Source organism: Antrihabitans stalactiti (assembly GCF_012932915.1).
Classification (GTDB): domain Bacteria; phylum Actinomycetota; class Actinomycetes; order Mycobacteriales; family Mycobacteriaceae; genus Antrihabitans; species Antrihabitans stalactiti.
On the sequence record NZ_VCQU01000004.1, the window covers coordinates 632,975 to 646,548 of the forward strand.

At 63.8% G+C, this 13,574-nt stretch carries 12 protein-coding genes; 3 read left to right on the forward strand and 9 right to left on the reverse strand.

Features of this window, described 5'->3' with window-relative positions; all coding sequences use genetic code 11:
* Positions 1-135: 135 nt before the first annotated feature.
* Entirely contained in the window at positions 136-756 is a 621-nt protein-coding gene (locus tag FGL95_RS15085) for a TetR family transcriptional regulator C-terminal domain-containing protein (protein ID WP_169588110.1), read from the reverse strand.
* Between the two features lie 105 nt (positions 757-861).
* On the opposite strand from FGL95_RS15085, the gene FGL95_RS15090 reads away from it, so the two are divergent.
* Positions 862-1,539: an SGNH/GDSL hydrolase family protein gene (locus FGL95_RS15090; protein ID WP_169588112.1), complete on the forward strand. Its 678-nt coding sequence runs from the start codon at positions 862-864 to the stop codon at positions 1,537-1,539.
* Positions 1,540-1,560: 21 nt separating this feature from the next.
* On the opposite strand, the gene FGL95_RS15095 is transcribed toward FGL95_RS15090, so the two are convergent.
* Positions 1,561-3,105, reverse strand: a complete 1,545-nt coding sequence (locus tag FGL95_RS15095) for a DHA2 family efflux MFS transporter permease subunit (RefSeq protein WP_169588114.1) — start codon at positions 3,103-3,105, stop codon at positions 1,561-1,563.
* Positions 3,086-3,889 carry a precorrin-4 C(11)-methyltransferase gene (cobM, locus tag FGL95_RS15100; RefSeq protein WP_169588116.1) on the reverse strand — a complete coding sequence of 268 codons (804 nt, stop codon included), beginning with the start codon at positions 3,887-3,889 and terminating at the stop codon, positions 3,086-3,088. The genes FGL95_RS15095 and cobM overlap by 20 nt, the downstream gene beginning before the upstream one ends.
* Before the next feature lie 319 nt (positions 3,890-4,208).
* On the opposite strand from cobM, the gene FGL95_RS15105 reads away from it, so the two are divergent.
* Complete coding sequence (locus FGL95_RS15105) at positions 4,209-4,859, forward strand: tetratricopeptide repeat protein (RefSeq protein WP_169588118.1); 651 nt, start codon at positions 4,209-4,211, stop codon at positions 4,857-4,859.
* On the opposite strand, the gene FGL95_RS15110 is transcribed toward FGL95_RS15105, so the two are convergent.
* The 6 genes from FGL95_RS15110 to FGL95_RS15135 are packed head-to-tail and all read right to left on the reverse strand — an operon-like array spanning position 4,835 to position 12,749.
* The gene (locus FGL95_RS15110; protein WP_169588120.1) at positions 4,835-6,790 is read right to left on the reverse strand and encodes an acetoacetate--CoA ligase; all 1,956 of its coding nucleotides are present in this window, start codon (positions 6,788-6,790) and stop codon (positions 4,835-4,837) included. The genes FGL95_RS15105 and FGL95_RS15110 overlap by 25 nt on opposite strands.
* Entirely contained in the window at positions 6,787-7,593 is an 807-nt protein-coding gene (locus FGL95_RS15115; protein ID WP_169588122.1) for an aldolase/citrate lyase family protein, read from the reverse strand. Before FGL95_RS15115 ends, FGL95_RS15110 begins: the two co-directional genes overlap by 4 nt.
* A complete protein-coding gene (locus tag FGL95_RS15120) occupies positions 7,590-8,063 on the reverse strand; it encodes a MaoC family dehydratase (RefSeq protein ID WP_169588124.1) in 474 nt (157 codons plus the stop codon). The genes FGL95_RS15115 and FGL95_RS15120 overlap by 4 nt, the downstream gene beginning before the upstream one ends.
* The gene (locus FGL95_RS15125; RefSeq protein WP_169588126.1) at positions 8,063-9,226 is read right to left on the reverse strand and encodes an acyl-CoA dehydrogenase family protein; all 1,164 of its coding nucleotides are present in this window, start codon (positions 9,224-9,226) and stop codon (positions 8,063-8,065) included. The genes FGL95_RS15120 and FGL95_RS15125 overlap by 1 nt, the downstream gene beginning before the upstream one ends.
* Positions 9,223-11,205 carry an acetyl-CoA carboxylase biotin carboxylase subunit gene (locus tag FGL95_RS15130; RefSeq protein WP_169588128.1) on the reverse strand — a complete coding sequence of 661 codons (1,983 nt, stop codon included), beginning with the start codon at positions 11,203-11,205 and terminating at the stop codon, positions 9,223-9,225. The genes FGL95_RS15125 and FGL95_RS15130 overlap by 4 nt, the downstream gene beginning before the upstream one ends.
* Positions 11,206-11,210: 5 nt before the next feature.
* Positions 11,211-12,749 carry a carboxyl transferase domain-containing protein gene (locus tag FGL95_RS15135; RefSeq protein ID WP_169588130.1) on the reverse strand — a complete coding sequence of 513 codons (1,539 nt, stop codon included), beginning with the start codon at positions 12,747-12,749 and terminating at the stop codon, positions 11,211-11,213.
* 90 nt (positions 12,750-12,839) lie between these two features.
* Here FGL95_RS15135 and FGL95_RS15140 point away from each other — a divergent pair, with 90 nt between their 5' ends.
* A complete protein-coding gene (locus tag FGL95_RS15140; RefSeq protein ID WP_169588132.1) occupies positions 12,840-13,433 on the forward strand; it encodes an SACE_7040 family transcriptional regulator in 594 nt (197 codons plus the stop codon).
* Positions 13,434-13,574 lie beyond the last annotated feature (141 nt).

Sequence of the window (13,574 nt, forward strand, 5' to 3'; positions counted from 1 at the left end):
TCAGCGCGTTCACGCCCGGCCGAGGTGGACGACACCAACAGACATCACCGACAACTGTGTCGAGGGCTCGGGACAGGGGTGATTGCGCACTGGACCAATCTACAGCCCCGGTACGACACGGGCCGTCATCCGACGTCAACCCACCTGACGCGAGTCCGGAAGGAGTCCATCGATGATCTGGCGGGCAGTTCTTCGAGCGTCCGCTTCGCCCAGTTGCATCGCAGTATTCGTCGCGCACAGCACCGCATCTATGTGGAAAGCAACGGTTCTCGCGTCCGCAACGGCCAGCTCGCCCGCCTTGTTCGCACACTCGATCTCATAAGCCAGTAGCGCGAGCCAGTCCGCTCGGTCCTTGACGATTGCGTCACGTACGGGCCCCGGCCTGCTGTCGAATTCCGCCGTCGTCGCGACCCGGAAGCAACCGCCGGGAAACACCGGCTCGGACGCATACCGCAGCCAGCCGTCGACCAAGCTGCGAAGGCGGGCGAGCCCATGGGGGGCATTTCGACTCGGGCGAACGACATTGTCCATGAACACTTCGCGCGCCGCTTCGACGGCCGCGACCTGCAAGCGTTCCTTCGTGCCGAACAACGTCGCCACACCGCTCTTGCTGAGGCCCAGATCAGTCGCGAGCCTGCCGATGCTCAGTCCGGTGAGGCCTTCGACCGACGCGACGTCCGCAGCGTGACGAGCGATCGTCTGCCTCGTGCGGGCGCCCTTGATCAAGCGCTGGTCCGTCGTTGTCGTCTCGGTCACCTGGTCATCTTCCCACTTGCGTAACTATACGATCGATCGTACGGTTAGTTTGCGATCGGTGCAACGACGCACCGTTCCACGAAGTCACACGACCGAGGAGCGATCATGTCCCACATCCACACCGAGGCGAACGATCCGCTTGTCATCGACAACGCGGAGGCAGCGCGACTGCTGCAGGGCGCACCGTGGCGCCGGTTCGCCGTCATGGGCGACAGCGTCGCCGAGGGCATCGGCGACCCGTCCCCCGGCTACGCGACGAGCCCGTGGGCGGACCGAGTTGCCGCTGCACTCCGCGTCGGACAACCCGACCTCGAGTACCTCAATACCGGGCGAATGGGCGCGGCGACGAGAAGCGTGATCCGCCATCAACTCGACCAGGTCATCGACTTCGGCCCAGACCTCGTCCACATCACCTGCGGCGCGAACGACTTGTGGCAATCCGATCCCGACATCGAAGCGCTCGCCCACAATCTGGACCACCTGTTCCGCACAGTGGCCAAACAAGGGGCCCAGATCAGCACCGTGGCATTCGCCGATGCCTTCATCGGTCCGACCATGGGCCCCATGCGTTCGCGGATCCACACACTCAACGAAATCGTTCGCGAACTGGCTCAGGACTACGACGCGATCCTGCTCGACCTCTGGGAACACCCGCTGCGGTTGCGCACAGATTTGCTCAGCGCCGACCTCGTCCACTTCGCGATGTCCGGCCACGCTGTCGTCGCGTCGGAAATGATCAAAGCGCTGGCCACTGCCGCCCAGCCGCGGCACCGCGTGGCGTGATTCGCCCCCGAACGCACGACGTCAGTGCACGACGACCTGCGGGACAGCGGCGGCGTCGACATCCGAAGCCGGGCGCTTACGACGCGGCAACAGAGACGCCGGGATGAGCGTGAGAACGATCAGCACCAGCGCCACGATGAAGGTGTTGCCGAACGAGTCTCCCGCGTGACGTAGGCCTTCTTCGACCGCGCCTGGCGGCAGCTTCTCGGCGATAGACGGATCGCTCTGCGACGCGATCGCCGGACCGGAGAACGCGTTCTGCTTGATCAACGTCGTCAGCACGACCGACATCGTCGCCGTACCGATGGAACCCGCGATCTGGTTGACGATGTTCATCAACGTCGATCCACGCGCAACCTGCTGGTGCGTCAGCGTCGCCAGCGCGGCGGTCATGATCGGCATCATCGTGCAACCCATGCCGAGGCCCATCACGAACAACGCGCCGATGAGGAACAGGATCGGCGTATCCAGGCTCACTTGGGTGAATGCGGCCATACCGATCGCGAGCAACGTAATGCCGAACAGCACGATCTTCCCCGGACCGATCTTGTCCACGAGTCGGCCTGCGATCGGCATCGTGATCATGGCGCCCAAGCCCTGTGGGGCAAGCAACAGACCCGCGTGCAGCGTCGATTCACCACGGACCTGCAGGAAGTAGCTCGGGATCAGAATTCCGGCGCCGAAGAACGCGATCGCGAACAGCAACATCGAGACGACCGCAATCGTGAGGTCGCGGTTCTTGAACAGATGTAGGTCGATCAGCGGGTGAGTCGTGCGGAACGCATGGAAGACGAATGCGATCACCAGCACAGTGCCGGTGATGGCCGGAATGAGCACGCGCGCCGACGCGACGGTTCCGGTATTCGGCGTCGACGAGACACCGAACAAGAACAGAGCCAAACCTGGTGACAGCAACAGCATCCCGAGGAAGTCGAACGATTCCGAGGGGGACGGCTTGTCGGACGGAAGGATGAACACCGCGGCGATGAGCGCGATCGCGCCGATCGGGATGTTGATCAAGAAGATCCAGTGCCAGCTCGCGCTCTCGATCAGCCAGCCACCGAGAATCGGTCCACTGATCGGACCGAGCAACATCGGCACGCCGAGGACCGCCATCACTCGACCGATCCGTTGCGGACCAGCCGCGTGGGTCATGATCGTCATGCCGAGCGGCATCAGCATTCCGCCGCCGAGTCCTTGCAGCACTCGGAACCCGATAAGGGACGTGATGTCCCAGGCGAAGCTACACAGCACCGAGCCCGCGACGAACAGGACGAGCGCGGTGATGAACAGCCGCTTTGTCCCGAAGCGATCGGCGGCCCAGCCGGTCAGCGGGATCACGGTGGCCAACGCCAGCGTGTAACCGGTCATCGACCACGCGGCCAAGGCATAAGTGGTTTCGAAGACGTGCTCGAACGTTGGAATGGCAACGCTCACAACGGTTACGTCGAGGATCGACATAATCGCCGCGAGAACGACGACACCCGCGATCTTCAAGACGTCAGCATCGAGCTTGTCCGAATTCGGGTCCAACGTAGGCGGGGAACTATCCGGAGGTGAAGTCACCACTTGACCCTTGCAGGTTATTCGCAGGGAATCCAGAAAATTCTTGGCGATCTCGGCACGAATCGTACAAATGGGACTCGCCTACCCGCTCAGGCGCCAGCGGCCGACCGACCAAGATCACCGCAGCCTGCCGAAGCTGCGCGCGTTCGACCTGATCGGCAATATCGGCGAGGGTGCCGCGGAGCACTAGCTCACCGCGCTGGCTCGCGCGATAGACGACTGCGACCGGACAGTCGATGCCGTAGTCGGCAACCAGCTCCGTAGCGAGCTCGCGGATCCGCGTGATCGCGAGGTGCAGCACCAGCGTCGCTCGGGTGCGGGCGAAGTTCGCGAGCGCCTCGGTCTCCGGCATTGCCGTCGACCGCGCCTGCGCTCGCGTGAGCACGACGGACTGCGTCAACTCAGGGACCGTCAACTCGGCACCCAGGACCGCCGCTGCCGCCGCATACGCCGGCACGCCGGGCGTCACATCCCACGGCACCCCGGCTGCGTCGAGTCGCCTCGTCTGTTCCGCGAGGGCCGAGTAGATCGACGGATCACCCGAACACAGCCGCGCGACATCCCGACCGGCTTCGTGCGCCTCCACGAGGTGAGCGGTGATCTGATCCAGATCGAGGTGTTGGGTGTCCACGAGCACGACGCCGTCGGGGCAATGCGCCAACACTGCGCCGTCGATATAGGTCCCCGCGTACAGGCAGACCGGGCTCGCACCGAGCAGATGTACCGCGCGCAACGTCAACAGGTCCGCCGCGCCCGGCCCGGCGCCGATGAAATGGATTGTCACGCCGTCCAACTCCTGTTCATACCGTCACCCTCTTCGTCGGGGTCCTCGGATGTCGATGCAATCCCCGGACCTGTACGTTTGCATGCCGGGCCGTTCAAGATCGAAACAGTTCGATACCCAGTTGTGCCGCAATAATGCCGTCGCCAGCCAGCGTGTACATGCGCCGGAACTTACGCCCTATCAGATCCCCTAACAGAAACCGGCAAGGAGTTTGTTACTCGGCGATTCGCGGACGAAGCATCGCCCATCACGTCATATATTCGACCGGACGCCCGCAAAGGCGTCTGATACACACTCACTTGATTAGGTAGGTGCACCCATGGCGAGCAAATCGACATCGCCGATCGCGGACTCCTCGCCGACCCGCAGAAAGGCGTTCGCAGCACTGGCGCGGGTAGCTCGCCCTCGCTCACGCAAGCCGAGTCCCCCACCATCGGCACCCGCACCACAGCCGGTACTGGCCAACACAACGTCCGACGACGACAGCGATGCCGATACGACGCTCGATCAGCCGGCAACCCTTGCGCCGGACCATCCCGAATCCCTGGCCGTGCGACGCACATTAGCGTCGCGCCTGGCGAACAACGGTGACATCGACGGCGCGGTCGACCGTTACGAAGAATTGCTCGTCGACCAGGTTCGCGTCCTTGGCGCCGATCATCCCGACACTCTCGCGACGCGAAGCAACCTCGCCTACTGGCGGGCTAGCCGTGGCGACATCGCTTCCGCTGTCGCCGCATACGAAGGTCTGCTGCGCGACCACGTTCGCATCCTCGGCAACAACCATGCCTCGACGCGGCGAACCCGCGGCGACCTTGCTCAGTGGCGGGCGCGCGGTGGCGACGTAATAGGTGCCGTCGAGGAGTACGAACGCTTACTCGGCGACTTGATCCGCGACGTCGGCGATTCGCATCCCCACACGTCCATGACGCGCATCAACTTGGCTCACTGGCGGGCTGTACTGCGCTGAGCCCCGACCGCCGCGTACCAATCGAGCAACTCGGGCACGTCGACGGCACTCCGCTCGACGATCCTCGCGGCGTCCGCACCTTGGAACAGCCGTTTGATGGGGACTTCGAGCTTCTTGCCCGTTCGCGTATGCGGAATCGCGGGTGCGACGATGACCTCGTCCGGCACGTGGCGCGGTGAAGCCTCCTCACGAACCGCAGATTTGATCCGCCCGATCAGCGCGTCGTCGAGTTCGACGCCGTCGACCAGCACGACGAACAGCGGCATCCAATACCCGCCGTCCGGCTGCTCGGCACCGATCACCAACGACTCGACGATTTCGGGCAGCTTCTCCACAGCTTGATAGATATCCGCGCTGCCCATGCGAATGCCGTTGCGGTTCAGCGTCGAATCCGACCGGCCGTGCACCGCGATGGCCCCGTGGTCGGTGATCGTGATCCAGTCGCCATGACGCCACACACCGGGATACGTGTCGAAGTACGCATCGTGATAGCGATGACCGTCCGGATCGTTCCAGAATCGCACCGGCATCGACGGCATCGGCTTCGTGATCACCAACTCGCCGACCTCGCCGCGCACCGGCAGGCCCTCTTCGTCGTACGCGTCCAGCGCTACCCCGAGATACGGTGCCGACAGCTCACCCGGCCATACGGGAACGGTCGGGACCGCGCCCATGAACGCAGATACGACGTCGGTTCCGCCACTGATCGACGCAACTGGAACCTGCTCGCCGACGTTGTCTCGCAACCACATCGACGACGACGTCGGCAACGTCGAACCGGTGATTCCGACCGTCCGCAGCGCGCTGAGATCGTGGTCGGTCCGCGGTACCGCGCCCGCCTTCGAACATGCCAGCACATACCCCGGACTTGTGCCGAGGACCGTTGCCTTCAGCCGGGAAGCGAGCTGCCACAACGCATCCGGCGTGGGATAGGTCGGGCTGCCGTCGTAGCAGACAATGGTCGAGCCCACGAGCAATCCGGCGACCTCGAAGTTCCACATCATCCAGCTCGGACTGGTGTACCAGAAGAAGCGATCCTTCGCGGAGAGGTCCATGTGGAAGGCGATCGACTTCAGATGTTCGAGGACCACCCCACCGTGGCCGTGCATGATGCCCTTGGGCAAACCCGTTGTGCCGGAGGAGAAGACCACCCACAACGGATGATCGAACGGCACCGGCACGGTCGTCAGTTCGTAGTCGCCGTCGGTCGCCGATTCCCAAGCAACGGTGCCGTCGACCGGCTCGCCGAGCCGCGAGACGAGCACGGTTGCGACCAGCGACGATAGCCCGGTTCGCAATTGTTCTACTGCGTCGGTGCGGTGCTGCTGCTTGCCGTTGAAGCGATAACCATCCGCGGTGACAAGCACTTTGGGGTCCAGCTGACCGAGGCGATCGAGTGCCGCGGGCGCGCTGTAGTCCTGACCGCACGCGCTCCAGATCGCACCAAGACTCGCGGTGGCGAGGAAGGCTACGACGGCCTCCGGAATGTTCGGCAGGTACCCCACGACGCGATCGCCGGCGACCACTCCGAGTTCGGCAAGCGTGCGTGCCAGCGCCGCGGTCTGGCGCTGCAACTGCGCCCACGACACCTCGACGTCGTCGCCGTCTTCCTGCGCGTAAACGATGGCCGGGCTATCGGCTGTGACGTTCCGGAAGACCTGGTCGACGTAGTTGAGTCGCGCGTCGGGGAACCACTTCGCACCGGGCATCACCGCGGACTCGAGTGCGGGGCCCGGATCGGGCGACAGGATGTCGAAGTAGTCCCACAGTGCGGTCCAGAATTCGTCGATGTGGGCCACCGACCATTCCCACAACGAGGCATAGTCGCCGAACGACTCCCCCGCGCGCGGACCGACGAACTCGGCGAACGCCGTGATGCGCGCCTTGCGAATGTCCTCGTCCGACGGCGTCCACTGCGGTTGCGCGGTCATCGTGCCCGCCGCACGATCTGCTCGGCGTGGCGCAGCACGGGCGCATCCACCATTTTTCCTTCGAACGCGAATACTCCGCGTTCGGTCTCCGCTGCCTGCAAAACCCTGCGGGCCCAGTCCGCTTCGCTGTCCGACGGCGCGTAGGCCTGCCTGATCACGTCGACCTGGGTCGGGTGGATCGCGACCTTGGCATCGAAGCCGACGGCGACGGCGTCGAGCGACTCGGTCCGTAGGCCGTCGAGATCTTTGATGTCGATGTACACCGAGTCGAGGGCAAAGCGGTCGTTCGCCTTGGCTGCAAGCAGCGACGTCGACCGGACATGTTGGGCCACATGTCGATAGAGCCCATCATCGCCTCGGCTGCTGTTGCCGCCGAGGCCCGCGACCAGATCTTCGGCACCCCACATGACGCCGACGCAGTTCGCGGCATGGGTGATCTCGTTGACCGCGAGTGCACCGCGCGGCGATTCGATGAGCGCGATCACGTCTCGCGGAGCGAGCGAGCGGACCTGTTCTGCTGATTCACATTTCGCGAGCATGACCCGCGGATACTTCGTTTCGAGCAACGCCGCGAGATCGTCGGCGTGCGCGGGGGTCCCCATCGCGTTCACCCGGACCACGGTGCGCTCGGGGTCGAGCGGATGCTCGACGATGTTTCGGCGCGCGGCATCCTTGTCGGTCGCGGCAACTCCGTCTTCGAGATCGAGAATCACCACATCGGCCGCTGCGGCCGCTTTCGAAAAGCGCTCCGGACGGTCGGCCGGGCAGAACAGCCAGGCCGGACCAGGAGGGGTCCATGTCACGATGTCGGTGCCTTCCGAACCAGGGTCTTGCGGACTGCGGTGGCGACGACGTCGCCGTGCTGGTTTCGACCAGTGTGCAGGAACGTCACGATGCCTTCGCCGGGGCGGCTCTTCGATTCCCGTTTCTCCGTCACAACCGTCTCGCCGTACAACGTGTCGCCGTGGAAAAGCGGCTTGGGAAAGGCGATCTCGGAGAAACCGAGGTTGGCGACGATGGTGCCGTGGGTGATGTGGGCGACCGACTGCCCGACCAAGGTCGCGAGGGTGAACATCGAGTTCACCAGGACCTTGTTGAACGGCGGCTGCTGCTCACTGAACGCGGCGTCCAGATGGATCGCCTGATTGTTCATGGTGAGCGTCGTGAAGAAGACGTTGTCGGCCTCGGTGATCGTGCGCCCTGGGCGATGCTTGTAGACGACGTCGGTTTCGAATTCCTCGAACCACAGGCCGCGTTGCACTACATGGCGCATTACAGTCCCGCCTCGCGCGCGATCAGCATCAACTGCACCTCGGTCGTCCCTTCACCCAGCTCGAGGATCTTGCTGTCACGATAGTGGCGCGCGACGGGGTATTCGTTCATGAATCCGTATCCGCCGAAGATCTGGGTGGCGTCGCGCGCGTTGTCCATCGCGGCTTCGCTGGCAACGATCTTCGCGATCGACGCCTGCTTCTTGAACGGCTTGCCGGCCAGCATGCGGGCGGCCGCGTCGTAGTACGCGGTCCGGGCGACGTGTGCTCGGACCTCCATCCGTGCGATTTTGAAGGCGATCGCTTGGTTGCGGCCGATCGGCCGGCCGAAGGCTTCCCGCTCCTTCGAGTACTTGATGCTCTCGTCGACGCATCCTTGGGCGGCGCCGACGCTCAATGCCGCGATGGCGATGCGGCCTTCATCGAGGATCCGCAGGAAGTTCGCGTAGCCGCGGCCGCGCTCGCCGAGCAGATTTTCCTCGGGAACGCGCACGTCCTGGAACGTCAACGGGTGGGTGTCGGACGCATTCCAGCCGACCTTGTTGTACGCCGGTTCGGCGGTGAAACCAGGTGTGTCGGTGGGAATGAGGATGGCCGAGATTTCTTTGTGCCCATCATCTTTGGTCCCGGTTACCGCGGTGGCGGTGACCAAGCGGGTGATGTCGGTGCCCGAGTTGGTGATGAACTGCTTGTTGCCGTTGATGATCCATTCACCACTGTCGAGCTTGGCGGTCGTGCGGGTCGCTCCTGCGTCGCTGCCGCCACCGGCTTCGGTAAGACCGAAGGCCCCCAACGCTTTTCCGCTCGCGAGCAGCGGCAGCCATTCCTGCTTCTGCGCTTCGTTGCCGAACCGGTACACCGGCATCGCGCCGAGGGAGACACCGGCTTCCAAGGTCACCGCGACGCTCTGGTCGACCTTGCCGAGTTCTTCCAAGGCGAGGCACAGTGCGAAGTAGTCGCCGCCCATGCCGCCGTATTCCTCGGGGAACGGCAGACCGAACAGGCCCATCTCCGCCATACCTTCGACCACTTTGTAGGGGAAGGTGTGATTGGCATCGTGTTCGGCCGCAACGGGTGCGACGACCGTCTGGGCGAAGTCGCGCACGGACTTGGCAAGCTGCAGGTACTCGTCGGGCAGTTCGCCCGTCGACAAGGTGTCGGTCATTTGGAATCTTCTTTCGGTGTGATGCGAGCGAGGATCTGGTCGACCTTCACCTGGTCGGCCGGTTTCACGAGAATTTCGACAGTTCCGTCGATGGGTGAGGTCAGCGCGTGTTCCATCTTCATGGCCTCGACGACGACGAGCGGAGTTCCCGCAGTCACTTCCGCACCGTCGGCAACGTTCACCGCGATCACCGCTCCCGGCATCGGGCTGGTGATCACCGCTTCGCCGGCGTGCTCTTCACCAGCACGAACACTGACTTCCTGCACCTCGCGGACCATCGCGGTCCCGTCGATGCCGGCGAGCCAGATGTTGCCGTCCTGGGCAGCCACCAAGTAGTCGCTGCGCAGTCCGTCGATGGTGACCGAGAGCCGTGAACCGTCGAGTTCAGCTGTCAACGAACGGGATTCGCCGTCCTCGACGGCAACTCGCGCGGCGGTGGGCGTGCCGGTAATGCGTACGTGATCGGTCCGCAACGGCGTCGAGAGCCGGAAGCTCGTCGGTGCGGCGTCGCCGATCCGCCAGCCAGTTGGAACTGCCCACAGATCGGCGTTTTCGCTCGGCCATCCGGTGAGCCAGCGGTAGACGCCGGCAGCGACGAAGGCGTCTTCGGCCGGGTCGGCGGCAGTGAATTCGTCGACTCGACGGTCCAGCAGGCCCGTATCGAGTTTGCCCGCAACAACATCGGGATCGGCAAGCAGGAACCGAGCGAACTCGATGTTGGTGACGACGCCGAGCACAGCGGTCTGTGCCAGGGCGCGGTCGAGCTTGCGGAGGGCACCGGCGCGATCGTCGGCGTGGGCGATGACCTTGGCCAGCATCGGGTCGTAGTCGCTGCCGACGACGGTCCCGCGTCGCAGACCGGAGTCGACACGAACCCCCGGACCGCTCGGCTCGACGAGGTCGACGACCACGCCTCCGGTCGGCAGGAAGCCACGGGACGGATCTTCCGCGTAGACGCGGGTTTCGATCGCGTGGCCGGTCATGGTGACGTCGGCCTGGCTGATCGACAGCTTCTCCCCTGCCGCGATCCGAACCTGCCATTCGACGAGGTCGACGCCGGTGACCAACTCGGTCACGGGGTGCTCGACCTGGAGCCGGGTATTCATCTCCATGAAGAAGAACTCGTCCGGCCGGTCCGCCGACACGATGAATTCGACTGTGCCTGCACCGGTGTAGTCCACGCTTCGCGCCGTGTTGCATGCGGCTTCGCCGATTCGCGCCCGCGTCGCCTCGTCGAGCAACGGCGACGGAGCTTCCTCGATCACCTTCTGATGGCGGCGCTGCAGACTGCACTCGCGCTCGCCGAGATGGATGATGTTGCCGTGCTCGTCAGCAAGAACCTGGACCTCGATGTGCCTGGGCCGCAACACGAATCGTTCGAGAAAGAGAGTGTCGTCACCGAAGGCCGACGCTGCCTCACGGCGTGCACTCGCCAACGCTTCGGCAAGCTTCGCCGGCTCCTCGACGAGCCGCATACCTTTCCCGCCGCCGCCTGCTGACGGCTTCACGAGCACCGGATAACCGACCTCGGCTGCAGCACTGATCAATTCTTCGTCCGTCAGGCCGGGCCGGGCGATGCCGGGAACGACGGGAACACCGAACTCGACGACAGCATTCTTCGCCGTGATCTTGTCGCCCATCACCTCGATCGCGCGAGTCGACGGACCGATGAACGCGATGCCCGCCTCGGCCAACGCTGCGGCGAATTTCGGATTCTCCGAAAGGAATCCGTAGCCTGGATGCACAGCCTGTGCGCCCGAACGCTGTGCAGCGGCGACCACCTTGTCGATGTCGAGGTAGCTCGCTCGTGCCTGAGCCGGTCCGAGCAGGATCGCGGTATCGGCTTCGGCGACATGACGCGCACCCGCGTCGGGCTCGCTGTACACCGCGACCGAGCGGATGCCCATGGCACGCAACGTCCTGATGACGCGGACCGCAATTTCGCCGCGGTTGGCGACCAGCACTGTATCGAAAGACATCTCACTCACATCCTGAAGACGCCGTAGGAGACCGGCTCGATAGGCGCCTGCGCGCACACCGAAAGTGCCAGTCCAAGAACAGTTCTGGTATCGGCGGGGTCGATAACGCCGTCGTCCCAGAGCCGTGCGGTCGAGTAGTACGGATTGCCTTGCGTTTCGTACTGTTCGCGGATCGACGCCTTGAACTCCTCTTCGTCGGTGCCGGTACGAACTGTCGACAGCACCGATGCCGCCTGCTCGCCACCCATCACCGAGATTCGGGCGTTCGGCCACATCCACAGGAACCGCGGCGAATACGCGCGACCACACATCGAATAGTTACCGGCTCCATACGACCCGCCGATGATCACCGTCAACTTCGGGACGCGAGCGCATGCAACCGCGGTCACCATCTTGGCGCCGTTCTTGGCGATGCCGCCTGCCTCGTAATCGCGACCGACCATGAAGCCCATGATGTTCTGCAGGAAAATCAAAGGGATGGAACGCTTGTCGCACAATTCGATGAAATGCGCTCCCTTCATGGCAGATTCGCTGAACAGAATGCCGTTGTTCGCAATGATTCCGACAGGATGGCCGTGCAGTCGCGCAAATCCGGTGACGAGGGTCTTGCCGTATTCGGCTTTGAATTCATGGAATTCGGACCCGTCGACCAGTCTGTCGATGACGTCGTGCACGTCGTATGGCATGCGCGGGTCGGTCGGGACGACGTCGTAGAGCTCGTCAGCGGGAGCCAGCGGTTCGACGGACGGGATTACGTCCCACGGTCGTTCGGTGCGCGGTCCGAAGGTCGACACAATGCGCCGGACTATACGCAGCGCGTCCTGATCGTCTTCTGCGAGATGGTCTGTGACACCGGAGATCTTGGAGTGCAGGTCACCACCGCCGAGTTCTTCGGCCGTGACGACTTCGCCGGTCGCGGCCTTCACCAACGGCGGTCCGCCGAGAAAGATCGTGCCCTGATTGCGCACGATGATCGCTTCGTCGCTCATCGCGGGGACGTATGCACCACCGGCCGTGCAGGAACCCATGACGGCCGCGATTTGCGGAATACCCTTGGCGCTCAAGTTCGCCTGGTTGTAGAAGATTCGGCCGAAGTGTTCACGATCGGGGAACACCTCGTCCTGCTTCGGCAAGAACGCGCCGCCGGAGTCGACCAGGTAGATGCACGGCAGATTGTTCTGCAGCGCGATCTCCTGACCGCGAAGGTGCTTCTTGACCGACATCGGATAGTAGGTGCCGCCCTTGACGGTCGCGTCGTTGGCGATGATCAAGCACTCGCGCCCGGACACCCGGCCGATGCCTGCAATGACGCCGGCACCAGGCGACTCGTCGTTGTAGAGACCGTTCGCCGCAAGGGGCGACAGCTCGAGGAAGGGGCTGCCCGGATCGAGCAACGTGTTGACGCGGTCGCGCGGCAGGAGTTTGCCGCGGCTGACGTGCCGCTCTCGCGAGCGCTCGGGACCGCCGAGCGCTGCCGCAGCGAGTTTGCTGCGTAACTCCGCTACCAAGGCTTCGTGATGTGCCCGGTGAGTACTCACAGCCATGCTGCCACTTTCGCCGTGTTGGGTTAATGGTCAATAACTGAGATCTAAGATAACCTTCATTAACTGAGTTGTCCAGGGAAGGGTCCGAACATGAGCGCAGAAGTCGCCCCGACCCGTCGCGAACAGATGAAGGCAGACCGTCGCAGCCGCCTGCTGGAGGAGGCTGCACGCCTCATCGCCGAGCGCGGCTTCCTCGGTGTTCGACTGGAAGACCTCGGCGCGGCGGCTGGCATCAGCGGTCCGGCGGTATATCGACACTTCCCCAATAAAGACGCGGTGCTGGTCGAACTACTCGTCGGCGTCAGTCAGCGATTGTTCGACGGTGGCACTGCCGTTGTAGCGCAAGCCGATTCACCCAGCGAGGCCATCGAAGGGCTGATCGAGTTCCACCTCGACTTCGCCTTCGGCGAGCCCAACCTCATTCGCATTCAGGATCGCGACTTCGAGAACCTGCCCACCCCCGCAAGACGACAGGTCCGCAAGTCGCAGCGGCAATACGTCGAGGTGTGGGTCCGGGTGCTGCAGCAGACCGACGACACCCTCTCCGAATCCGACGCCCGAGTGAAAGCCCACGCCACCTTCGGCCTCATCAACTCCACGCCCCACAGCGCGAACCCCGCGACCCCCACCCAGGCGCGACGGATCCTGCGCCAGATGGCGACCGCAGCCTTGTCACCCTCGTGAGTCTTTTAGGAGTCTAGGGACTCTGTGCTGTCTACATACATGTGGCACAGATATGTCTACATACATGCGGGACACATTCTAGGCCGCGAGGTGGAGTTGGCCTTGGTATCGCTTGGTCGGATCGAGCATCAGGTGGCCGAT